18 protein-coding genes are annotated in these 22,649 nt (G+C 72.2%); 3 read left to right on the top strand and 15 right to left on the bottom strand.

The window, feature by feature from the left end:
• Nucleotides 1–3 precede the first annotated feature (3 nt).
• From gap to Q9250_RS04100, 11 genes are all read right to left on the bottom strand, one after another.
• A complete protein-coding gene (gene gap / locus Q9250_RS04150) occupies nt 4–1,011 on the bottom strand; it encodes a type I glyceraldehyde-3-phosphate dehydrogenase (RefSeq protein ID WP_306233329.1) in 1,008 nt (335 codons plus the stop codon).
• Between the two features lie 78 nt (nt 1,012–1,089).
• On the bottom strand, nt 1,090–1,713 hold the full coding sequence (locus Q9250_RS04145; protein ID WP_306233328.1) for a superoxide dismutase: 624 nt from the start codon (nt 1,711–1,713) through the stop codon (nt 1,090–1,092).
• Nucleotides 1,714–1,809: 96 nt separating this feature from the next.
• A complete protein-coding gene (gene whiA, locus Q9250_RS04140; RefSeq protein ID WP_306233327.1) occupies nt 1,810–2,787 on the bottom strand; it encodes a DNA-binding protein WhiA in 978 nt (325 codons plus the stop codon).
• 14 nt (nt 2,788–2,801) lie between these two features.
• Nucleotides 2,802–3,665, bottom strand: a complete 864-nt coding sequence (gene rapZ / locus Q9250_RS04135) for an RNase adapter RapZ (RefSeq protein ID WP_306233326.1) — start codon at nt 3,663–3,665, stop codon at nt 2,802–2,804.
• 13 nt (nt 3,666–3,678) lie between these two features.
• Nucleotides 3,679–5,550, bottom strand: a complete 1,872-nt coding sequence (uvrC, locus tag Q9250_RS04130; RefSeq protein ID WP_306233325.1) for an excinuclease ABC subunit UvrC — start codon at nt 5,548–5,550, stop codon at nt 3,679–3,681.
• Between the two features lie 98 nt (nt 5,551–5,648).
• A complete protein-coding gene (gene uvrA / locus Q9250_RS04125) occupies nt 5,649–8,525 on the bottom strand; it encodes an excinuclease ABC subunit UvrA (RefSeq protein ID WP_306233324.1) in 2,877 nt (958 codons plus the stop codon).
• Nucleotides 8,526–8,565: 40 nt separating this feature from the next.
• The gene (locus Q9250_RS04120; protein WP_306233323.1) at nt 8,566–10,287 is read right to left on the bottom strand and encodes an acetyl/propionyl/methylcrotonyl-CoA carboxylase subunit alpha; all 1,722 of its coding nucleotides are present in this window, start codon (nt 10,285–10,287) and stop codon (nt 8,566–8,568) included.
• 18 nt (nt 10,288–10,305) lie between these two features.
• A complete protein-coding gene (locus tag Q9250_RS04115) occupies nt 10,306–11,853 on the bottom strand; it encodes a 5-oxoprolinase subunit B/C family protein (RefSeq protein ID WP_306233322.1) in 1,548 nt (515 codons plus the stop codon).
• The gene (locus tag Q9250_RS04110) at nt 11,850–12,650 is read right to left on the bottom strand and encodes a putative hydro-lyase (protein WP_306233321.1); all 801 of its coding nucleotides are present in this window, start codon (nt 12,648–12,650) and stop codon (nt 11,850–11,852) included. The genes Q9250_RS04115 and Q9250_RS04110 overlap by 4 nt, the downstream gene beginning before the upstream one ends.
• Entirely contained in the window at nt 12,647–13,417 is a 771-nt protein-coding gene (locus Q9250_RS04105) for a LamB/YcsF family protein (RefSeq protein ID WP_306233320.1), read from the bottom strand. Before Q9250_RS04105 ends, Q9250_RS04110 begins: the two co-directional genes overlap by 4 nt.
• Nucleotides 13,414–14,691 (bottom strand): NRAMP family divalent metal transporter, encoded by a 1,278-nt coding sequence (locus Q9250_RS04100; protein WP_306233319.1) that lies wholly within the window; start codon nt 14,689–14,691, stop codon nt 13,414–13,416. The genes Q9250_RS04105 and Q9250_RS04100 overlap by 4 nt, the downstream gene beginning before the upstream one ends.
• A gap of 148 nt (nt 14,692–14,839) precedes the next feature.
• Between Q9250_RS04100 and Q9250_RS04095 the strand changes: the two genes are divergently transcribed.
• Entirely contained in the window at nt 14,840–15,481 is a 642-nt protein-coding gene (locus Q9250_RS04095) for a GntR family transcriptional regulator (RefSeq protein ID WP_306233318.1), read from the top strand.
• A 128-nt stretch (nt 15,482–15,609) separates the two neighbouring features.
• Here the strand turns inward: Q9250_RS04095 and uvrB are convergent, their stop codons facing one another.
• A complete protein-coding gene (gene uvrB, locus Q9250_RS04090; protein ID WP_306233317.1) occupies nt 15,610–17,661 on the bottom strand; it encodes an excinuclease ABC subunit UvrB in 2,052 nt (683 codons plus the stop codon).
• Nucleotides 17,662–17,671: 10 nt separating this feature from the next.
• Nucleotides 17,672–18,286: a dephospho-CoA kinase gene (gene coaE / locus Q9250_RS04085; RefSeq protein WP_306233316.1), complete on the bottom strand. Its 615-nt coding sequence runs from the start codon at nt 18,284–18,286 to the stop codon at nt 17,672–17,674.
• 126 nt (nt 18,287–18,412) lie between these two features.
• Between coaE and Q9250_RS04080 the strand changes: the two genes are divergently transcribed.
• Together Q9250_RS04080 and Q9250_RS04075 are read left to right on the top strand one after the other, a co-directional pair.
• Nucleotides 18,413–18,946, top strand: coding sequence for a S24/S26 family peptidase (locus tag Q9250_RS04080; protein ID WP_306233315.1), 534 nt, complete (start codon nt 18,413–18,415; stop codon nt 18,944–18,946).
• Nucleotides 18,947–19,014: 68 nt separating this feature from the next.
• Nucleotides 19,015–19,836, top strand: a complete 822-nt coding sequence (locus Q9250_RS04075; protein WP_306233314.1) for a response regulator transcription factor — start codon at nt 19,015–19,017, stop codon at nt 19,834–19,836.
• Here the strand turns inward: Q9250_RS04075 and Q9250_RS04070 are convergent.
• Both Q9250_RS04070 and Q9250_RS04065 read right to left on the bottom strand, forming a co-directional pair.
• Nucleotides 19,818–21,026 (bottom strand): diguanylate cyclase domain-containing protein, encoded by a 1,209-nt coding sequence (locus Q9250_RS04070; RefSeq protein ID WP_306233313.1) that lies wholly within the window; start codon nt 21,024–21,026, stop codon nt 19,818–19,820. The two genes, Q9250_RS04075 and Q9250_RS04070, sit on opposite strands and share 19 nt — an antisense overlap.
• The gene (locus Q9250_RS04065; protein WP_306233312.1) at nt 21,023–22,642 is read right to left on the bottom strand and encodes a sensor histidine kinase; all 1,620 of its coding nucleotides are present in this window, start codon (nt 22,640–22,642) and stop codon (nt 21,023–21,025) included. Before Q9250_RS04065 ends, Q9250_RS04070 begins: the two co-directional genes overlap by 4 nt.
• Nucleotides 22,643–22,649 lie beyond the last annotated feature (7 nt).

Below are 22,649 nucleotides of genomic sequence, written 5' to 3'. Positions count from 1 at the left end.
GGCTCAGAGCTGCGAGCCGACGTGCTCGGCCAGGTCGACCAGTCGCGATGAGTAGCCCCACTCGTTGTCGTACCAGGCCGAGACCTTCACCTGGTCGCCGAGCACCCGGGTCAGGCCCGAGTCGAAGATCGACGAGTGGGCGTTGCCGATGATGTCGCTCGAGACGATCTCATCCTCGGTGTACTGCAGGTAGCCCTTCATCGGCCCCGACTCGGCCGCGGCCCTGTACGCGGCATTGATCTCGTCGACGGTCAGCCCGTCGCGGGTCGTGATCGTGAGGTCGGTGATCGAGCCGGTGGGCGTCGGCACGCGCAGGGCGTAGCCGTCGAGGATGCCCTTGAGCTCCGGGATGACCAGGCCGATGGCCTTCGCCGCGCCGGTCGAGGTCGGGATGATCGACAGCGCCGCCGCGCGTGCACGGCGCAGGTCGCTGTGGGGGCCGTCCTGCAGGTTCTGGTCGGCCGTGTAGGCGTGGACCGTCGTCATCAGGCCGCGCTCGATGCCGAAGTGGTCGTGGAAGACCTTGGCGAGCGGCGCGAGGCAGTTGGTGGTGCACGAGGCGTTCGAGATCACGTGATCGGTCTCGGGGTTGTAGTCCTCGTGGTTGATGCCCATCACGAAGGTCGGGGCCGGGCCCTTGGCGGGAGCGGAGAGGATGACCTTCTTCGCACCTGCCGCGATGTGGGCGGAGGCGTCCTCGACCTTGGTGAAGCGACCGGTCGACTCGATGACCACGTCGACGTCGAGCTCGCCCCACGGCAGCTTGGCCGGGTCCTTCTCGGAGAGCGAGCGGATGGAGTCCTCACCGACCGTGATGGTGCCCTCGTCCCAGCTGATGGGGGCGTCGATGACGCCGGCGACGGAGTCGTACTTCAGCAGGTGGGCGAGCGTGTGGTTGTCGGTGAGATCGTTGACCGCGACGATGTCGATGTCAGCGCCCTGGGCAAGCGCTGACCGCACGAAGTTGCGGCCGATACGGCCGAAGCCGTTGATGGCGACCTTGAGAGTCATGGGATGGGGTTCCTCACGTTGTGTGGGTGGGAGAGGGGCCCCGGGCTGCTGCCCGGAGCCCCCGGTCGCGCTGACGGGTCAGCGGACGATGAGTCCGGCGGTCTGCGCCTTGGCCGCGTCGAAGCGGGCCTGCGCGTCCTGCCAGTTGACGATGTTCCAGAACGCCTTGACGTAGTCGGCCTTGACGTTGAGGTAGTCGAGGTAGAAGGCGTGCTCCCACATGTCGAGCATCAGGATCGGCTGCGCGCCGACCGGCACGTTGCCCTGCTGGTCGAAGAGCTGGAAGACGTTGAGGCGCGAGGCGATCGAGTCCCACGCGAGCACCGACCAGCCGGAGCCCTGGATGCCCGTCGCGTTGGCGGTGAAGTGCGCCTTGAACTTCGCGAAGTCGCCGAAGAACTCGCCGATCGCCGCCTGCAGCTCGCCCTCGGGCTCGCCACCGCCGTCGCCGGAGAGGTTGTTCCAGAACACCGTGTGGTTGGTGTGGCCGCCGAGGTTGAACGCGAGGTCCTTCTCGAGCTTGTTCACCGAGGCGAAGTCGTCGGCGTCGCGCGCGGCCTGCAGCTTCTCGAGCGCGGTGTTCGCGCCGTCGACGTAGGCCTTGTGGTGCTTGTCGTGGTGGAGCTCCATGATCTTCGCAGAGATGTGGGGCTCGAGTGCCGCGTAGTCGTACGGCAGGTCAGGAAGGGTGTAGACGGCCATGGGTGGCTCTCCTCTCTTGCGCGCGACGCGCGCCGATTGGTCGTGCTCGATCCTATCCACGGGCGCCTGCGCGAAGCCGAGTGCGCAGCCCCGTCGTCACAGGTCGATGTCGTCCGGGACGGCCGACTCGGTGCTCGGGATCCCGCGATCCTGCGCAGCCCGGTCGGCCATCGCGAGCAGACGGCGGATGCGGCCGGCGACAGCATCCTTCGTCATCGTCGGCTTGGCCAGGTGGCCGAGCTCGTCGAGGCTGGCATCGCGGTGCTCGAGCCGCAGGCGCCCCGCATAGGCCAGGTGCTCCGGCACGTCGACGCCGAGGATCTCGAGCGCGCGCTCGATGCGGGCCGAGGCGGCGACGGCCGCCTGCGCGCTGCGCCGCAGGTTGGCGTCGTCGAAGTTCACCAGGCGATTGGCGGTGGCGCGCACCTCGCGGCGCTGGCGCAGCTCTGCCCAGGCGCGCACCGTGTCGAGCGCGCCCATGGTGGTCAGCATGCGCGAGATCGGCTCGCCCTCCCGGATGACGACGCGGTGCGCGCCGCGCACCTCGCGGGACTTCGCCGGCACGCCGAGCCGCCCGGCCGCGCCGACCAGCGCCATCGCCGCCTCGTTGCCGGGGCAGGCGATCTCGAGGGCCGCCGAGCGGCCCGGATCCGAGAGCGCTCCCTGCGCCAGGAACGCAGCGCGCCAGACGCCCGCCAGGTCTTCGAGCGAACCCGTGGTGACCTTGTTCGGGAGGCCGCGGACGGGCTTGCGCCGCGCATCCATCAGCCCCGTCTGCCGGGCGAGCGTCTCGCCCTCGGCGATCACGCGCACCAGATAGGCGCCGCTCGAGCGGCTCGACGACGAGGAGATCCGCGCGATCTCGGCCTTCACGCCGTAGAGCTCGAGGATGCTGCGGGCCAGCCGCGCGGCGGCGGCAGCGGAGTCGAGCTCGCTCTCGACCGCGACGCGGTTCGAGATGACGTGCAGGCCGCCCGCGAAGCGCAGCAGCGTCGCGACCTCGGCCGCCTTCGTCTGGGGTCGCGTCACGCGCACCCGCGCGAGCTCCTCCTTGACGTCGTCGGTCAATGCCACGCCTGCTCCCCTCGTCATTCGCGCCCCAGATCTCTGTGCTTGATCGCCACGCGCAGCCCGGGGCGCCCGGACAGCCGTGCTGCGAGGTGCTCGGCCATCGCGACCGAGCGGTGCTTGCCGCCGGTGCAGCCGACGCCCAGCACGACGTGCAGCTTGTTCTCCCGCGCGAAGCCCGCGAGCACCGGCTCGAGCGCCTCGAGGTAGCGGTCGGCGAACTCGCGCGCGCCCTCCTGCTCGAGCACGAAGTCGGAGACCATCTGCTCGGTGCCGTTGTGGCCGCGCATCGACGGGTTCCAGAACGGGTTCGGCAGGAACCGCATGTCGGCGATCAGGTCGGCGTCGACCGGCAGCCCGTACTTGAAGCCGAAGCTCATCACCGTCACGACCACCTCGAGCTCGCCGTCGGGAGTGAAGCGCTCCCCCACGCGGGTCGTCAGCTGATGGGGGTTGAGGCCGGTGGTGTCGAGCAGGTCGTCGGCCATGCCGCGCAGCGGCTCGAGGCGCGTGCGCTCCATGCGGATGCCGTCGAGGATCGTGCCGTCGCCCTGCAGCGGGTGCGGCCGGCGCACCTGCTCGTAGCGGCGCACCAGCTCGGCGTCGCTCGCCTCGAGGAACAGCACGCGCACCGTGTGCTCGTCGCGGAGCATCTCGACGAAGCGCCGGGCGTCGTCGAAGAGCACCCCGCCGCGCACATCGACGACGATCGCGAGCTTCGCCTCGGTGGCGTCGTTCGTCGCCGCGGTGCGCACCAGCGTCTTCAGCATGCTCGGCGGCAGGTTGTCGACGACGAACCAGCCCAGGTCCTCGAGCGCGTTCGCAACGGTCGTCCGCCCTGCGCCGGACATGCCGGTGATGATGACGATCTCTCTTGCGTTCACGGCGCGCGATTTCCTATCCCTGGGCTTCTCCGTCCATCGTATCTGCGCCGAGCGCCCGCGCGACGGCCTCTGCGAGCGCGGGACCCACGCCGGCGACCTCCCGCAGCTGCTCGGGACTGGCCGCCCGCACTCGCTTCGCCGAGCCGAAGTGCTTCAGCAGCGCGCGCACGCGCGACGGGCCGAGCCCGGGGATGCCGCTCAGCTGCGACTCGATCGCGCTCGAGCGCTTCTGCCGCTGGTAGGTGATGGCGACGCGGTGCGCCTCGTCGCGCAGCCGCTGCACGAGGTAGAGCGCCTCGCTCGAGCGCGGCAGGATCACCGGGAACTCCTCGTCGGGCAGCCACAGCTCCTCGAGCCGCTTCGCGATGCCCGCCAGCGCGACGCCGCGCACGCCCGCCTCGTCGAGGGCCCGCTTGGCGGCCTGCACCTGCGGCCTGCCGCCGTCGACCAGCAGCAGCTGCGGGGCGTAGGCGAAGCGCGAGCCCGTGTCGTCGGGGTCGCCGTCGACGAGGTACTTCGCCCGGCGGGTCATGATCTGGAAGATCGAGTCGGTGTCGTCGGTGGTCTGCGCGATGGCGAACTTCCGGTACTGGTCCTTGCGCGGCAGGCCGTCCTCGAAGACGACCATCGACGCGACGACCCCCGTGCCGCCGAGGTGCGAGACGTCGAAGCACTCGATGCGCAGCGGCGCCTCGGCCATGCCGAGCGCCTCCTGCAGGTCGGCGAGCGCCTGCGACCGGGTGACGTAGTCGCTCGTGCGCTTCGTGCGCGCCGTCTGCAGCGCGTGCGCCGCGTTGACCGTGGCGGAGTCGGCGAGGCGGCGCTTCTCGCCGCGCTGCGGCACGCGCACCTCGACCCGGCCGGCGAGCCCGTGGTCGCTGCGGCGGTCGGTGAGCCAGGCCTCGACCTCTGCGGTGCTGTCGGGCTGCCGCGGCAGCAGCACCTCGCGCGCGGGCGGGTCGCCCGTCTCGTAGGCGATGCGCAGGATCTGCGTCGCCAGCTCGCCGTCGGTCAGGTCGATCTCGGTGTCGACCACCCACGACTTCGTGCCGCGGATGCGGCCGCCCCGCACCGCGAACAGGTGCACCGCGGCGCTCAGCTCGTCGTGCACGAGCCCGAACACGTCGGCGTCGACCCGGTCGGCCAGCACCACGCTGGTGCGCTCGAGCACGGTCTGCAGGGCGGCGAGCTGGTCGCGCAGCCGGGCGGCCCGCTCGAACTCGAGCCGGGCGCTGGCGCGCTGCATCTCCTCGCGCACCCGGTCGACGAACTCCTGGTCGCCGCCGTTCATGAACGCCACCAGATCGCGGGCCGTCGCCCGGTGCTCCTCGAACGTGACGCGACCCACGCAGGGTGCCGAGCACTTGCCGATGTCGCCCAGCAGGCAGGGGCGGCCGCTGCGCTCGGCCCGGTCGTAGACCGACCGGCTGCAGGAGCGCATGGGGAACGCCTTCAGCAGCAGATCGAGGGTCTCGCGGATCGCCCAGACCTTCGTGTACGGCCCGAAGTAGCGGGCGCCGCGGATGTCGCGGTTGCGGGTGATGAGCACGCGCGGCACGTCGTCGCCCATCGTCACGGCGAGGTACGGGTAGGACTTGTCGTCGCGGAACTGCACGTTGAACGGCGGCTCGTACTCCTTGATCCAGGTGAACTCGAGCTGCAGCGCCTCGAACTCGCTGGCCACGATCGTCCACTCGACGCGCACCGCGGTGAGCACCATGCGCCGGGTGCGCTCGTGCAGCGTCTCGAGCGGCTGGAAGTAGTTGGCGAGCCGCTGCCGCAGGTTCTTGGCCTTGCCGACGTAGAGCACCCGCTCGTGCTCGTCGCGGAACCGATAGACGCCGGGCGCGGTGGGGATCGAGCCCGGCGCCGGCTTGTACGGCACGGTGCGCGATGCCGGAGGGCGCGATGCCGGAGGGCGCGACGCCGGAGGGCGCGACGCCGATGGGCGCGACGCCGGCGTGCGCGGGGCGCGCTCGTCGGTCATCGCACGCCCGCGCCCAGCATCTCCTTGAGGAAGGTGCCGGTGTGGCTCTCGGGCACGTCGGCGATCTGCTCGGGCGTGCCGGTCGCGACGATCGAGCCGCCGCCCGAGCCGCCCTCGGGGCCGAGGTCGATGACCCAGTCGGCGCTCTTGATGACGTCGAGCGAGTGCTCGATGGTGAGCACCGTGTTGCCCTTGACGACCAGGCCGTCGAGCACCTCGAGCAGCTTGCGCACGTCGTCGAAGTGCAGACCCGTGGTCGGCTCGTCGAGCACGTAGATGGCGCGGCCGGAGGTGCGGCGCTGCAGCTCGGTGGCGAGCTTCACGCGCTGCGCCTCGCCGCCGGAGAGCGTGGTCGCCGACTGGCCGAGCCGCACGTAGCCGAGACCGACGTCGACGAGCGTCTTCAGGTAGCGGTGGATCGACGAGATCGGCGCGAAGAACTCGGCGGCCTCCTCGATCGGCATCTGCAGCACGTCGGCGATCGACTTGCCCTTGTAGTGCACCGAGAGCGTGTCACGGTTGTAGCGCGCGCCGTGGCACACCTCGCACTCGACGTAGACGTCGGGCAGGAAGTTCATCTCGATCTTCAGCGTGCCGTCGCCCTGGCACGCCTCGCAGCGGCCGCCCTTGACGTTGAACGAGAAGCGCCCCGCGAGGTAGCCGCGCGTCTTCGCCTCCGCGGTCTCGGCGAACAGGGTGCGGATCTTGTCGAACACCCCCGTGTACGTCGCCGGGTTGGAGCGCGGCGTGCGGCCGATGGGCCCCTGGTCGACGTGCACGACCTTGTCGAGGTGCTCGAGCCCCGTCACCCGGGTGTGCTTGGCGGGCACCTGGCGGGCGCCGTTGAGGGCGTTGGCCAGCACCTTGTGCAGGATGTCGTTGACGAGCGTCGACTTGCCGGAGCCCGAGACCCCGGTGATGGCCACGAACATGCCCAGCGGGATGTCGACGTCGATGTTCTGGAGGTTGTTGGCGCGCGCCCCCTCGACCCGCAGCATCCGGTCGGGGTCGACCGGTCGGCGCACCTCGGGCGTGGGGATGCTCTCACGGCCCGACAGGTAGGCGCCGGTGAGCGAGGTCGGGTGGGCCAGCAGATCCTCGTAGCTGCCCGAGTGCACCACCTCGCCGCCGTTCTCGCCCGCCCCGGGGCCGATGTCGACGACCCAGTCGGCGGTGCGGATGGTGTCTTCGTCGTGCTCGACCACGATGAGCGTGTTGCCCAGGTCGCGCAGCGCCTCGAGCGTGCCGATCAGCTTGCGGTTGTCGCGCTGGTGCAGGCCGATGGAGGGCTCGTCGAGCACGTAGAGCACGCCCGTGAGGCCGGCGCCGATCTGCGTGGCCAGACGGATGCGCTGGGCCTCGCCGCCGGAGAGGGTCGCGGCCGCGCGCGAAAGCGAGAGGTAGCCGAGCCCGACGCGGATCAGGAAGTCGAGGCGGGCGCGGATCTCCCGCAGCACCGCCGCGGCGATCGTCGCCTCGCGCTCGTCGAGGTCGAGCGAGTGCATGTAGTCGTGCGCGTCGTCGAGGCTCATGTCGGCGACGGTCGAGATCGACGAGCCGTGCACGAGCACCGCGAGCACCTCGGGCTTGAGGCGCGCGCCGCCGCACTCGGCGCACGGCACCTCGCGCAGGTACTCGCTGTGCTTCGCGCGCACCCAGTCGCTGTCGGCCTCGGCGTGCTTGCGCTGGATGTAGGGCATGACGCCCTCGTAGCCGGAGGCGTAGCGCAGCTGGCGGCCGTAGCGGTTGCGCCACTGCACCATGACGTTGCCGTCGGTGCCCTGCAGGATCACCTGCCGGGTGTCGTGCTCGAGCTCGTTCCAGGGGGTGTCGAGCGAGAAGTCCATCTCGCGCGCCAGGCCCGTCAGCAGTCGCTCGAAGTAGGTGTAGAGCCCCTTGCCCGACTGCGTCCACGGCAGGATCGCGCCCTCGCGGATCGAGAGCGACTCGTCGGCGATCACGAGGTCGGGGTCGGCCGCCATCCTGGTGCCGATGCCGGTGCACACGGGGCAGGCGCCGAACGGGGCGTTGAAGGAGAAGGTGCGCGGCTCGATCTCGGTGAGCGCGACGGGGTGCCGGTTGGGGCACGAGAGCTTCTCGCTGAAGGTGCGGCTGCGTGCGGCATCGCCCTCGTCGAGGTCGACGTAGTCGATGGTGGCGAGCCCGTCGGCGAGCCGCAGCGCGGTCTCGAGCGAGTCGGTCAGCCGCGAGAGCATGCCCGGCTCGGCGACGAGCCGGTCGACGACCACCGAGATGTCGTGCTTGTTCTGCTTCTTCAGCGCGGGCGCGTCGGCGAGCTGCACCAGCTCGCCGTCGATCATCGCGCGCGAGTAGCCGGTGGCCACGAGGTTGCGCAGCAGGTCGGCGAACTCGCCCTTCTTCTGCTGCACGACGGGCGCGAGGATCTGGAAGCGCGTGCGCTCGGGCAGGTCCATCAGCTCGTCGGCGATCTGCTGCACCGTCTGCCGCTGGATGCGCTCGCCGCAGATCGGGCAGTGCGGCACGCCGATGCGCGCCCACAGCAGGCGCATGTAGTCGAACACCTCGGTGATGGTGCCGACGGTCGAGCGCGGGTTGCGGTTGGTCGACTTCTGGTCGATCGACACGGCGGGGCTGAGCCCCTCGATGAAGTCGACGTCAGGGCGGTCGACCTGGCCGAGGAACTGGCGCGCGTAGGCCGACAGCGACTCGACGTAGCGGCGCTGCCCCTCGGCGAAGATCGTGTCGAACGCGAGCGACGACTTGCCCGACCCCGACAGCCCCGTGAACACCACCAGGGAGTCGCGCGGGATGCGCAGGTCGACGTCCTTGAGGTTGTGCTCGCGCGCGCCGCGCACGTGCAGCTCGGGGGTCTCTGGAGTCCTGGATGTCACCGGATCATTCTACGTTCGGCCACTGACACGCCCCTGCGGATCAGTCGCGCACCTGCCCGATCACCGCGTCGACGGCGACCGTGGCGCCCTCCGCCACGGTCTGCGCGAGCGTGCCGGAGCGGTGCGCGGCGATGCGCGTCTCCATCTTCATCGCGTCCAGCACCGCGACGTCCTCCCCCGCCTCGACGGCCGCACCGTCGGCGACCAGCCAGCGCACGAGCGTGCCGGGCACGGGTGCGACCAGCGCGCCCTCGTCGACCGGCTGCGCGGCTGCGGTCGCTCCCGGGCCCGCGGCTCCGGCGGCGGCGGCGAGCAGCGCATCCGGGAGTCCGAGCACCACCCGCCTGCCGTCGATCTCGATCGGGATGCGGGTGAGCGCCTCGCTGCGGGCCGGCGCCGCGCGCAGCTGCGGCTCGAGCCGCGGCATCAGCGTGGCCTCGATCCACTGGGTCGACACGGCGAAGCCGGCGGTCGAGAAGTCGGGCTCCCGCAGCACCGCCTCGGCGAACGGCGCGACCGTCGCGACGCCGACCACCTCGAGCTCGCCGAGCGCGCGCCGGAGCCGCACGAGCGCCGCGTCGCGGTCGACGGCGTGCACGATGAGCTTCGCGGCGAGCGAGTCGAACGCCGCCTCGACCACGTCGCCCGCCTCGACGCCGGCGTCCCAGCGCACGCCCGGCCCGCCCGGCACGCGCAGCCGCTCGATGCGGCCGGGGCTGGGCAGGAACCCCCGTCCCGGATCCTCGGCGTTCAGCCGCAGCTCGATCGCGTGGCCGCTCGGTGCGGGCGTGGCGGCGATCGACGGGCCGAGCCCCTCGGCGATCCGCAGCTGCTCGCGCACCAGGTCGATGCCGGTGACGGCCTCGGTGACCGGATGCTCGACCTGCAGCCGGGTGTTCACCTCGAGGAACGAGATGGTGCCGTCGGCGCCGAGCAGGAACTCAACGGTGCCCGCCCCGCGGTAGCGCACCTCGGCGCAGATGGCGCGCGAGGCGTCGTGGATGCGGGCGCGCTGCTCGTCGGTCAGCCCGGGCGCCGGCGCCTCCTCCAGCAGCTTCTGGCTGCGGCGCTGCAGCGAGCAGTCGCGGTCGCCGACGACCACCACGAGGCCGTGGCCGTCGCCGAGCACCTGCGTCTCGACGTGCCGAGGGTGCTCGAGGTAGCGTTCGATGAAGCACTCGCCGCGACCGAACGCGGCCACCGCCTCGCGGGTGGCCGACGCGAACGCATCCGGCACCTCCTCGATCGTGCGGGCGATCTTGAGCCCCCGGCCGCCGCCGCCGAACGCCGCCTTCACGACCACGGGCAGCCCGTGCTCGCGGGCGAAGGCGACCGCCTCGTCGGCGCTGGCGAGCGGTCGGTCGGTGCCGGGCGCGAGCGGTGCCCCGACGCGCTGCGCGATCGTGCGCGCGGTGACCTTGTCGCCCAGCGCCTCGATGCTCTCCGGGCTCGGGCCGATCCAGGTGAGCCCGGCCGCCTCGACCGCGCGGGCGAAGGCGGCGCTCTCGGAGAGGAAACCGTAGCCCGGATGCACGGCGTCGGCACCGCTGGTGCGGGCGGCGGCGAGGAGCGACGCGATGTCGAGGTAGGTCTCGGCCGAGGTCGTGCCGCCGAGCGCGACGGCCTCGTCGGCGTGGCGCACGTGCATGGCGTCGACGTCCTGGTCGGCGTACACGGCGACCGAGCGGTAGCCGCCCTCGGCGCAGGCGCGCGCGATGCGCACGGCGATCTCGCCGCGGTTGGCGATCAGGATCTTCTGCACGTCGTCCTCCAGGTCACTTCACTGCTCCGCGAGGCGGAATCGGATGCGGGCGTCGGGCGGCAGCTGCCCCGCCAGGTCGAGGTCGCGGTCGACGACCGCGCCGATGATCGGGTAGCCGCCGGTGAGCGGGTGGTCGGGCAGGAACAGCACCGGCTGGCCGTCGGGCGGCACCTGGATGGCGCCGGTCACCGCGCCCTCGCTGTCGAGCTCGCCGTCACGGGCGCGCTCGAGCGGCCTGCCCTCGAGCCGCACGCCGACGCGGTCGGAGCGCGGGGTGACGAGCCACGCCTCGTCGAGCAGGTCGCGCAGCGCCTGCGGCGCGAACCAGTCGTCGCGCGGGCCGAGCACGATCTCGAGCTCGACCGTCTCGCCGGCGACGGGCAGGGGGATGCGCGGGGCGCGGGTGCGCTCGACGGCCGCGCCCGCCGCGGCGGGTCCGTGCAGCGGCAGCACGTCGCCCGCGCTGAGCGCGGCGGGTCCGAGGTGCGCGAGCGTGTCGGTGGCGAGGCTGCCGAGCACCGGCTCGAGCGCGATGCCGCCGCGGAGCGCGATGACGGTGCGCAGGCCGTCGCGGGTGGCACCCACGCGCAGCTCGTCGCCGTCGTCGAGCGCGACGGCGCGGCCGTGCTCGATCGCGTGCTCGACATCGCCGGCGCGCAGGCTCGCGTCGGCCAGCGCCCCGCCGAGCGCGACGACCGCCGGCCCGCGGAACCGCAGCACCGCGCCCCCGCCCGCCAGCTCGAGCCCCGCGCAGCCGGGCGGGTTGCCGACCGACCGGTTCGCCTCGCGCAGCGCCGAGCGATCGGCCGCGCCCGATGCCGAGACGCCGAGCGACGCCATCCCGGGGCGGCCGAGGTCCTGCACGAGCAGCTGCAGGCCGGCCCGCACGACCTCGACGGCGTGGGTCGACGCGGTCGGGGCGTGCGTCGTCGCCGCCGCCACGACGAGCTCGCGCTCGACCCGCTCGAAGCGCACCGCGGTGCCGGGCGCGAGCAGCGCCGGGGGCTCGCGGTCGAGATCCCACAGCACGGCGTCGGTGCGGCCGATGAGCTGCCAGCCGCCCGGGCTCTGCTTCGGGTAGATGCCCGAGAAGCGTCCGGCGAGCGCCACCGAGCCGGCGGGGATGCGGGTGCGCGGCGAGGGCCGCCGCGGCACGTCGAAGAGCGGATCGTCGCCGACCAGGTAGCCGAAGCCCGGCGCGAAGCCGGTGAACGCGACCGTCCAGAGCGCCGCCTGATGGCGTGCGACCAGGTCGTCGACCGGCACCCCGAGGTGCGCGGCGACCTCGGCGAGGTCCTCGCCGTCGTAGCGCACGGGGATCGTCACGGCGCGATCCGTGGCGGCACCCTCCGCGTGCGGCTCGACGGCGAGCAGGGCCGCGCCGAGGGCGGATGCGCTGACGAGGCTCGGGTCGAAGCGCACCAGGATCGTGCGCGCGGCGGGCACCAGCTCGGTGACGCCCGGCAGCGCGGCCGCGACCAGCGCGGGCAGCAGGCGCACCGCCTCGTCGAGATCGGCCGTCTCGAGCAGCAGCGCGGTGTCGGCCGCCGGCAGCAGGCGGGTCATGCGGCGTACGCCGCGTCGGGCACGTCGGTGATGAGCATGTGGCCCGGGGCGTGCGTGATCGCGAACGGCGGCCGCGACGCCATGATCGCCGCCTGCGGGGTGACGCCGCACGCCCAGAAGACCGGCAGCTCCCCCTCGCGCACCTCGGAGGCGTCGCCGAAGTCGGGCGCGCCGAGGTCGGCGATGCCGAGCGCGCCGGGATCGCCGACGTGCACCGGTGCGCCGTGCACGGCCGGGTACCGCCCCGAGATCCGCACCGCGTCGGCGACCCGGTCGGCAGCGATCGGGCGCATCGAGACGACGAGCTCGCCGTGCAGCCTGCCCGCGGGCTCGCACGCCCGGTCGGTGCGGTACATCGGCACGTTGCGCCCGAGCTCCCGGTGCCGGATCGGGATCCCGGCGTCGGCGAGCCCCGCCTCGAAGGTGAACGAGCAGCCGATGAGGAACGCGACCAGGTCTGGCTGCTCGCCCCACGCCCGCGACGCATCCGCCGTCTCCTCGACGAGCTCGCCGTCGCGCCAGACGCGGTAGGCGGGCAGGTCGGTGCGGATATCGGCGCCCGGCGCGAGCCGCGGCTCGACCTGCCCGGCGTCGAGCACCTCGAGCACCGGGCACGATCGGGGGTTCCGCTGCGCGAAGAGCAGCGTCTCGAACGCCCAGTCGGCGGGCACCGCGATCAGGTTGGCCTGCACCAGCCCGTGCGCGACGCCGCTGGTGGGTGCGACGGCGCCAGCGCGGTACGACGACCGTGCGGCCCTCGCCTGCTCGAGCTGGGTGGCGGATGCGGTGCGCGTCACGGTCGGGAACCCACGAATGGCGCGATGGTCACCCCGGCGGCCTCGAGCGCAGCACGCGTCGCCTCGGCCATGGCGATGGCGCCCGCCGAGTCGCCGTGGACGCAGATCGACTCGGCACGGACCGCGACGTCGCTGCCGTCGACGGCCTCGATCAGCCCCTCGTGGGCCAGCCGCACCATCCGGGCCGCCACCAGCTGCGGGTCGTGCAGCACCGAGCCCTGCTCGGTGCGCGAGACCAGCAGCCCCTCCGGCGTGTAGGCGCGGTCGGCGAACGCCTCGGCCGCCGTCGCCAGGCCCGCGCGCTCGGCGACGTCGAGCACGACGCCGCCCGCGAGGCCGAGCAGCACGAGCGACGGGTCGATCGCGCGGATCGCGCGCACCACCACCGCCGCCTGGCGCTCGTCTCGCGCGATGGTGTTGTAGAGCGCGCCGTGCGGCTTCACGTAGGCGGTGCGGCCGCCGACCGAGCGGGCGAGCCCCTCGAGGGCGCCCAACTGGTACTCGACGTGCGCCTGCAGGGTCGCGTCGTCGACGGCCATCGGCAGCCGGCCGAAGCCCTCGTAGTCGCGGTAGCCAGGGTGGGCGCCGATCACGACGCCCTGCGCGACGGCCGCGGCGAGCGTGGCGCGGATGCCCTCGGGGCTGCCCGCGTGGAAGCCGCAGGAGACGTTGGCGCTCGTGACGACGCGCAGCATCGCCTCGTCGTCGCCCACGATGCGGTCGGGCGTGTTCTCGCCCAGGTCGGAGTTCAGGTCGATGGCGGTCATGCGCCCACCCCCAGGAAGGCGAAGATCGGGCCGATCGAGCTGATGCCCATCCAGAAGGAGAGCAGCGTGGCGAGCGTGCCGACGACGAGCAGCCACCTCGGGTAGCGGTAGCCGCCCAGCACGTCGCGCTGCCGGAACCAGCCGATGTACATGAAGATCGACAGGCCGATCGGCAGGATCAGGCCGTTGAAGCCGCCCACGAACACCAACAGCGCCGCGGGGGCCGTGCCGATGAGCGCGTACACGACCAGCGACACCAGGATGAACGCGACCGTGGCCAGCTGCAGCGGCCAGCCGCCCGCGAGCCGCTTCGAGAACACGGAGAGGAACGTGGCGGAGGTGTAGGCGGCGCCGATCACCGAGGTGATGGCGGCGGCCCAGAAGATGAAGCCGAAGATGCGCATGCCTGCATCGCCGAGCACGGCGCCGAACGCCTGCGCCGCGGGGTTGGCCGCCTGGCCCGAGACGTCGAGCACGACACCGGAGGCGACCACGCCCAGGATCGCGAGGAAGAGCACGTAGCGCATGATGCCGGTGACGAGGATGCCCTGCAGCGACGCGCGGTGCACGGGCTTGACGTGCTCGGGGCCGACCAACCCCGACTCGAGGTAGCGGTGGGCACCGGCGTAGGTGATGTAGCCGCCGACGGTGCCGCCGACGATCGTCGTGATGGTGGCGAAGTTGATCGTGTCGGGCACGAAGGTCTGGCGCAGCGCGTCGCCGATGGGCGGCTGGGAGGCGATCGCGACGAAGACCGTCATCAGGATCATGCCGATGCCCAGCACCATCACGACGATGTCGACGGCGCGGCCGGCCTTCCTGAACAGGAAGATGCCGATCGCCAGCAGGCCGGTGAGCAGGCCGCCGACCTTCGGGTCGATGCCGAGCAGCGCGTTGAGGCCGAGGCCGCCGCCCGCGATGTTGCCGATGTTGAAGGCCAGCCCGCCGACCACGATGAGCACGGCCAGCACGTGGCCGGAGTAGGGCACGGCCTGGTTGGCGAGGTCGCCTGCGCGCTTGCCGGAGACGGTGATCATGCGCCAGATGTTCATCTGCACCGCGAGGTCGATGAGCACCGAGACCAGGATCGCGAACGCGAACGCGGCGCCGAGCTGTGCCGTGAACGTGGCGGTCTGCGTGATGAAGCCGGGCCCGATGGCCGAGGTCGCCATGAGGAAGATGGCGCCGAGGATGGGGCCGCGGCGGCTCTTGGCGAAGGACGCCGCGCGCTCCTTCGGCGGAGCGGTCTCGGCAGGCTGCGATGCGTCGGTCATCGGGAGGTTCCCATCTTCGTCGAGGGGCTCAGGCGCGCGAGCTGCGCAGGCCAGAGCGTATCTGTCGTAGGACAGGCTTGCAACGATTGTCGAACAATCTGTGTCGATCGCGTTTCGAACGCGTTGCACGGCACCCTACGATCGGCCCATGGCAGACCACGCACCCACGCTCGCCGCAGCCCTGCGCGAGCAGATCATCGACGGGGCCTTCGAGCCCGGCCAGCGGCTCTCCGAGGTCGCGCTCGCGGAGCGGCTCGCGGTCTCGCGCAACACCCTCCGCGAGGCCTTCCGCGTGCTCTCGGAGCAGGGGCTCGTCGAGCACGTGCCGCACCGCGGGGTCTCGGTCGCCTCCCCCACGACCGCCGACGTGATCGACATCTACCGCGCGCGCCGCCAGCTCGAGTGCGGCGTGCTGCGCGAGGCGGCGCCGCTGCACCCCGGCGTCGCGGCCATGCGGGATGCGGTGGAGCGGGCCGAGCGGGCCCTGGCCGCTGACGACTGGGTGACGGTCGGCACCGCCAACATGGCGTTCCACGGCGCGCTGGTCTCGCTCGCGGACAGCCCGCGGCTGTCGCGCGCCTACGACCAGCTCGCCGCCGAGCTGCGCCTGGCGTTCCTCGCGATCGACGATCCCCAGTCGCTGCACGCGCCCTTCGTCGAGCAGAACCGCCGCGTGCTCGCGGTGCTCGTCGACGAGGGCGCGGAGCGCGCCGCCGTCGAGCTCGAGCGCTACCTGGTCGCCTCGGAGCGGCGGGTGCTGGGGGCGTATGCGCGGATGGGGCGGGGGTAGGGGGCTCGACGGGTGCCAGAGAGGTGACTCGACGGGCGCCAGGGACGAGGCTCGACGGGCGCCAGGGACGAGCCGACGCCCGGGACGGGCGTCGGCGTCAAGCGAGGAAGGGCCCGAAAGGGCCCTTCCTAGCTCGCTTGACGCATCTGCCGCAGGTCGCGCTTGAGGTCGTGCAGCTCGTCGCGGATGCGCGCCGCCAGCTCGAACTTCAGCTCGCCCGCCGCCTCGGTCATCTGGGCGGTCAGGTCGGCGATGATGCCCTCGAGCTGCGTCGGGCCGTCGAGGTCGGAGCGGTCGCGCGCGAGCCGCGGCGTCGGCGCCCCGCGCTTGGTGCCGGCGAGCAGCTCGTCGGTGTCGGCCTGCTCGCGCGAGAGCACCTCGGTGATGTCGGCGATGCGGCGCCGCAGCGGCGTCGGATCGATGCCGTGCTCGGTGTTGTAGGCGACCTGCACCGCGCGTCGGCGATCGGTCTCGTCGATCGCGAGCCGCATCGAGTCGGTGATGCGGTCGGCGTACATGTGCACCTCGCCCGAGACGTTGCGGGCGGCACGGCCGATCGTCTGGATGAGCGACGTGGACGAGCGCAGGAAGCCCTCCTTGTCGGCGTCGAGGATCGACACCAGCGAGACCTCCGGCAGGTCGAGGCCCTCGCGCAGCAGGTTGATGCCCACCAGCACGTCGAACAGGCCCTGCCGCAGCTGCGTCAGCAGCTCGACGCGACGCAGCGTGTCGACGTCGGAGTGCAGGTAGCGCACCCGCACGCCCGCCTCCGTGAAGTACTCCGTGAGCTCCTCGGCCATCTTCTTCGTCAGCGTCGTGACGAGCACCCGCTCGTCGCGCTCGGCCCGTACCCGGATCTCCTCGAGCAGGTCGTCGATCTGGCCCTTCGTGGGCTTGACGACCAGCTTCGGGTCGACGAGGCCCGTCGGCCGGATGATCTGCTCGACCACCGTGTCGGCCAGGCCCATCTCGTACTTGCCGGGCGTCGCCGACAGGTAGACCTTCTGCGGCGTGCGCTCGAGGAACTCGCCGAACTTGAGCGGCCGGTTGTCGAGCGCGCTCGGCAGCCGGAAGCCGTGCTCGACCAGCGAGCGCTTGCGGCTCGCATCGCCCTCGTACATCGCCCCGATCTGGGGCACCGTGACGTGCGACTCGTCGATCACGACCAGGAAGTCGTCGGCGAAGTAGTCGAGCAGGCAGTGCGGCGGCTCCCCCGCCTCACGGCCGTCGATGTGGCGGGAGTAGTTCTCGATGCCGGAGCAGAAGCCGATCTGCTCCATCATCTCGAGGTCGAACGAGGTGCGCATGCGCAGCCGCTGCGCCTCGAGCAGCTTGCCCTCGCGCTCGAGCACCTTGAGCCGCGCGTCGAGCTCGTCGCGGATGCGCTCCATCGCCTTGTGCATGCGCTCGTTGCCGGCCACGTAGTGGCTGCCGGGGAAGATCGAGACCGATTCGTGCGTCTCGAGCACCTCGCCGGTGAGCGGGTGCAGCGTGGAGAGCGCCTCGATCTCGTCGCCGAAGAGCTCGATGCGGATCGCGTGCTCCTCGTACATCGGGATGATCTCGATCGTGTCGCCGCGCACCCGGAAGGTGCCGCGCGTGAAGGCCACGTCGTTGCGCTGGTACTGCATGGCGACGAAGCGGCGCAGCAGCGCCTGCCGGTCGACGCGCATGCCCACCTGCAGGGCCACCATCGCCTCGAGGTACTCCTCTGGCGTGCCGAGGCCGTAGATGCAGGAGACCGTCGAGACCACGATCACGTCGCGCCGCGAGAGCAGGGCGTTCGTCGCGGAGTGCCGCAGCCGCTCGACCTCGGCGTTCAGCGAGGAGTCCTTCTCGATGAAGGTGTCGGTCTGCGGGATGTACGCCTCGGGCTGGTAGTAGTCGTAGTACGAGACGAAGTACTCGACGGCGTTGTTCGGCAGCAGCTCGCGGAACTCGTTCGCGAGCTGCGCGGCCAGCGTCTTGTTGTGCGCGAGCACGAGCGTCGGCCGCTGCACCTGCTCGACGAGCCAGGCGGTGGTGGCGCTCTTGCCCGTGCCGGTCGCGCCCAGCAGCACCACATCGGTCTCGCCTCTGCCGAGCGCTTCGGTCAGCTGCTGGATCGCCTTCGGCTGGTCGCCGGAGGGCGTGTACTCGCTGATGACCTCGAACGGCCGGACGGCACGGGTCGGTTCCATGGCACCCAGCCTACGAGCGGCCGCCCACACGGTCGCCGTGCAGCCGCTCCCACAGCGCATCCGCCTGCTCGAGGGTGCGCTCGAGGTCGTCGCCGGTCTCGATCACGACGTCGGCGATGGCGAGCCGACGCTCGTCGCTCGCCTGCGACGCGACGCGAGCGCGCGCATCCGCCTCGTCCATGCCCCTGAGCTCGATCAGACGGCGGATGCGCTCCTCGGCCGGTGCGTGCGCCACCACCACGAGGTCCCACGGGTCGTCGGCGCGCGCCTCGACGAGCAGCGGCACGTCGTAGACGACCACCGCGTCGGGGTCGGCGGCGAGGGCGGCACGGAAGCGCCGGGCGGATTCGCGCCCGACCGCGGGGTGCACGATGGCGTTCAGCCGGTGCCGGGCGTCGTGGTCGCCGAAGACCAGCGCGCCGAGCGCGGCGCGATCGAGCGAGCCATCCGGCAGCAGCACGTCGCCGAACGCCGCGGCGATCGCCCGCAGCACGGGCTGCCCGGGCTGCTGGAGCTCGCGCACGAGCGCATCGGCGTCGACCACGACGGCGCCGTGCCGAGCGAGGCGGTCGGCGATGGTGGACTTGCCGGAGGCGATGCCGCCGGTGAGCGCGACGAGGGGCATGCCATGAGTCTGGCACGGGCATTCCTGAGCGAACCTCAAGCGGCCGCTGGGCCGTCCCTCGCGGGGATCCGCGGCGGCCGACGTAGCGTGTGCAGCACGGCATCGTCAGTCACGGAGGAGGCCGCCATGATCGTTCTGAGGCGCATCGCCATCGCGCTGCTCTCGCTGCTCGGACTCGTCGCCGCCACGGCCGCGGTGCTGGGGGCCGGCGCACTGGCCGGGCTCGCGCAGCCCGTCGTCGTCGTCACCGGCGCCATGCAGCCGAGCTATCAGGCGGGCGACCTGCTGATCAGCACTCGCACCCCGGCTGCCGAGCTCGTCCCCGGCGACGTCGTCACCGTGCCCAGCGCCGGTTCCGGTCCGCTGGTCGCCGAGCGCGTGCTCTCGGTGGAGGCGCGCGACCAGGGCACCTGGACGGTCACGACCGGCACCGAGGCATCCGACCGCACGACCGCCCATCGCATCGGCGCGGAGGCGTGGAGCCCCTCGCTGCGCGTGCCGGTCGTCGGCGGCGTCGTCGCGTCGATCGTGGAGCCGCAGGTGGCGATCCCGCTCGTCGCGGTGACCGGCCTGCTGGTCTCCGTCCTGCTCGTCGGCAGGCCCCCGTCGAGGCGGGCCGCGCTGCCCGTCATCGTGCGCTCCGGCGACGTGCGACCCTGATGTCGCCGGCGAGCGCTAGCATGAGCCGAATCGCGCCGACCCCAGTGGCGCCGGATGTGGGAGAACCGATGCACGAAGACGTCGCGGTCGTCATCGAGGACGGCGAGGACATCCGAGAGCTGCTCGCGCAGGTGCTGACGCAGGGCGGCTTCACCGTCCACACAGCGCCCGATGGCCCGAGCGGCGTCGATCTCGTGCGCGAGCACGACCCCATCGTCGTCACCATCGACGTGAACATGCCCGGCATGGACGGCTTCGAGACCGCGCGGCAGGTGCGCAGCATCACGACGGCCTACATGGTGATGATCACTGCCCGCGGCGACGAGATCGACACCCTCGTGGGGTTGCAGACCGGGGCCGACGACTACGTCGTCAAGCCGTTCCGGCCGCGCGAGCTGCGCGCGAGGATCGAGGCGATGATGCGCCGTCCTCGTGCGCTCGCCTCGACGCATCCGTCACCGCCCCCGGGCCTGGACGAGACGGGCCCGGTCCCGACGCTGACCGCGCAGACGCCCCCCAGCGCTCCGCACCCGAGCTCGGCCCCCTGGGTCGAGGACGACGTCGAGGTCATGAGCCTCGAGCACCGAGGCCTGCGGCTCGAGCCCGGTGCTCGCGTCGTCGTGCTCGACGGCAGCGAGGTCGAGCTGACCCGCAGCGAGTTCGACATCCTGCGGATGCTGCTGGGCTCCGGCCGCCGCGTCGTCAGCAAGCTGCAGCTGGCCGGCATGCTCCGCGGTGAGCGGGGCGAGCCCGACCACTTCCTCAGCGAGCACGACGCCCGCGCCATCGAGGTGCACGTCGCGAACCTGCGCCGCAAGCTCGGCGAGTCCCCCTCCGAGCCTCGCTGGATCGAGACGGTCAGGGGCGTCGGCTACCGCCGCACCGCCTGACCCCGCGTCGCGTCGTCGGTCTCGTCGTCCTCGCCGGCGACCACCACGGTCACGTCGTCGCTGGCGATCGCGCGCTTCGCCGCCGTGCGGGCGGCGTCGATGAGCGTGTCGCGGTCGTAGCCGGAGATGCTCGTGAGGCTCACGCCCATGCCGATCGGCGGCACCACCGGCACGCCGGCGGTGCGCAGCTGGTCGAGCATGGCGCGGTGCATGCGGGCGGCCAGCTGACGTGCATCGGCGGGCGAGCTGGGCTGGAAGGCGAGCAGCAGCACGCCGTGGTCGTCGGTGCCGAGCGCCGCCGTGGTGGGCGACAGCCGGCGCACCGCTGCCCTGGCGGCCTGGTGCACGTGGTCGGCCTCGTCGGCGCCGAACGCCGTGGCGATGCGGCCGAGCGAGTCGATGCGCACCACGAGCACGCCGAAGAGCTCTGCGCGTCGGTTGGCGCGCATCAGGCGGCCGCCGAGCACGCGCGCGAACGAGGGCGCGAGCAGCACGCCGTCGGAGGCGATCGCCATCAGCGAGGTGTCCTCGGTGCCGCGCAGCCGCACCTGCTCGACGCGCAGCACGGAGGTGACGACCACGGCGACGATCACGAGGCAGATGGTGGCGATGCCGGCCACGCCGCTGTCGATCCAGTCGCGCAGCACCTCGTGCTCGGTGCCGAGGGTCACGCCGGCGATGAGCCGCACGAGCTGGAACACGGCGGCCGCGAGCAGCACGATGCCGAGGCCGAGCGCCGTGCGGGTGCGGCGCATGGCGCCGCGCACCGTCTCGAAGGCGCCGAGCCCGGCGAACGCGGCGTTGGCGGCGAACATCACCCAGGACCCGGACCAGGCGCCGGCGACGGCATCCTCGAGCAGCACCGCTGCCCCGGTCAGCAGCGCCGTCAGCGCGATCACCAGCGCCACGCGGCCGATCGGGCGGTTGTTGTAGACGCGGCAGCCGAGCCACAGCAGCCCCAGGCAGGTGACCCAGGCAGCGTCTCCGATGGCCGTCGGCCAGAGCCCGATCTCCGAGACCTCGGCGATCACGAAGGCCTCGGTGGCGATCATGCCGCTGAGGAATCCCATCGCCCAGGCGCGACCGGCGCGGTCGTCCTTGCGCAGCATCGTCTCGAGCACGAACAGGCCGCCCGCGACGTGCACGACCAGCGCGGTGATCAGCTTGACGGTATAGGGATCGAGGCTCATGCGGCTCCTGCGCTGCGCCGCGGGAGCCGCACCACGAAGGTGGCGCCGCTGCCCGGTTCGCTCTGGACGGTGATCTCGCCGCCGTGCGCGCGCACGAGGTCGCGAGAGATCGAGAGGCCGAGGCCGTTGCCGGGCGAGCGGCCGCTGGTGCCACGCGCGCGATAGCGGCGCTCGAACAGGTGCGGGAGCGCATCCTCGGCGATGCCGGGCCCGTCGTCGCGCACCACGAGCCAGGCGTGCTTGTCGTCGGCGGTGACGCCCACCTCGATCAGGCCGTCGCCCGTGTGGTAGTTCACGGCGTTGCCGACCAGGTTGTCGACCACCTGCCTGATGCGGATCGGGTCGAACTCGGCCTCCGCCGGCTCGATGCCGGAGCTGTCGATGCGGATGTTGCGGTCCGAGGCGCGGGGCTCGATCGACTCCACCGACGCCTGCACGACCCGCGCGAGGTCCTCGGTGACCGGCCGCACATCGAAGCGCCCCGGGCCCTCGGCGGTCGCAGCCAGGATGTCGCCGATGATGACGAGCAGCCGCGAGGCGTTGCGCTCGGCGATCTCGAGGCTTCTGCGGGCGCCGGCACCCACGTCGCCGCTGTCGAGGGCGAGGTCGAGGTGCCCGAGCACGCTCGTCAGCGGCGTGCGCAGCTCGTGCGAGACCGAGGCGACCAGCTCGTCACGGATGTGCACGGCCTGCTGTTCGGCGGTGACGTCGCGGGTGATGAGGATGGCGCCGACGTCGGTGCCGTTGATGTCGATGAGCCGACGTGCGGTCGACTGCAGCGCCCGCCGTGTCTCGCTCGCGGCGCCCTGCCAGTACAGCAGGTTCTCGAACGTGTCGCCGCGGCGGGCCCGTGCGGCAGGAGACATGCCCGGCTCGATCGGCGTCTCGCCGTCGGCGGCGAAGAGCGCGCCGTCGTCGACGATGGTGCTCAGGCGCGCGTGCGCGTCGTTCTCGATCGCGATGGTGCCGTCGGCGGCGATGCGCACCACGCCGAAGTCGACCGCGTCGAGCAGCTCGCTCACGGCATCCTCCTGCCGGCGTGCACGCTCGACGGCGTGGTCGAGGTAGTCGGCCTGCTCGTCGAGCAGCGCTCGCTGCGCAGCTGAGCGGCGCGCCGCCACGAAGGCGACGACGGATGCGGCCGTGATGGCGAGCGGGCCGAGCAGCACGTGCACGGGGCTGCCGAACGCATCGCTCAGCAGCGACGACGCCCAGAAGAGGGCGCTCGAGCCACCCGCGCCGAGGATGAGGCCCGGCCAGCCGCCGATGGTGGCGAGCCACGTCGCCGGCACCATCCACAGCGGCCACACCTCGCTGTTGAAGTCGGCGAGCTGCAGCAGGAAGATGGCCACCAGATCGCCGACCGGCACCAGCGCCACGAGCGCGGCGGGCAGGCGGTTCCAGGGCACCACCAGCGCCAGGATCGTCAGCGCGAACACCAGCAGCACCCCGACGAACAGCAGCGCGCCGTCGGCGAGGTCGCCCAGCACGATGATGAGCGAGCAGGCCACCAGGCACGCGGCGGCGAAGAGCAGCTGGTTGACCGCCGTGGCGCGCTCGCGGGTACGGTCGGGATGCGCGCCGCCTGCGCGCGCAGTCGTGACCACCGCCGTCATGCACTGA

The organism is Agrococcus beijingensis (assembly GCF_030758955.1).
Taxonomy (GTDB): Bacteria; Actinomycetota; Actinomycetes; order Actinomycetales; family Microbacteriaceae; genus Agrococcus; species Agrococcus beijingensis.
This window is presented reverse-complemented; position numbering and strand designations above follow the sequence as displayed.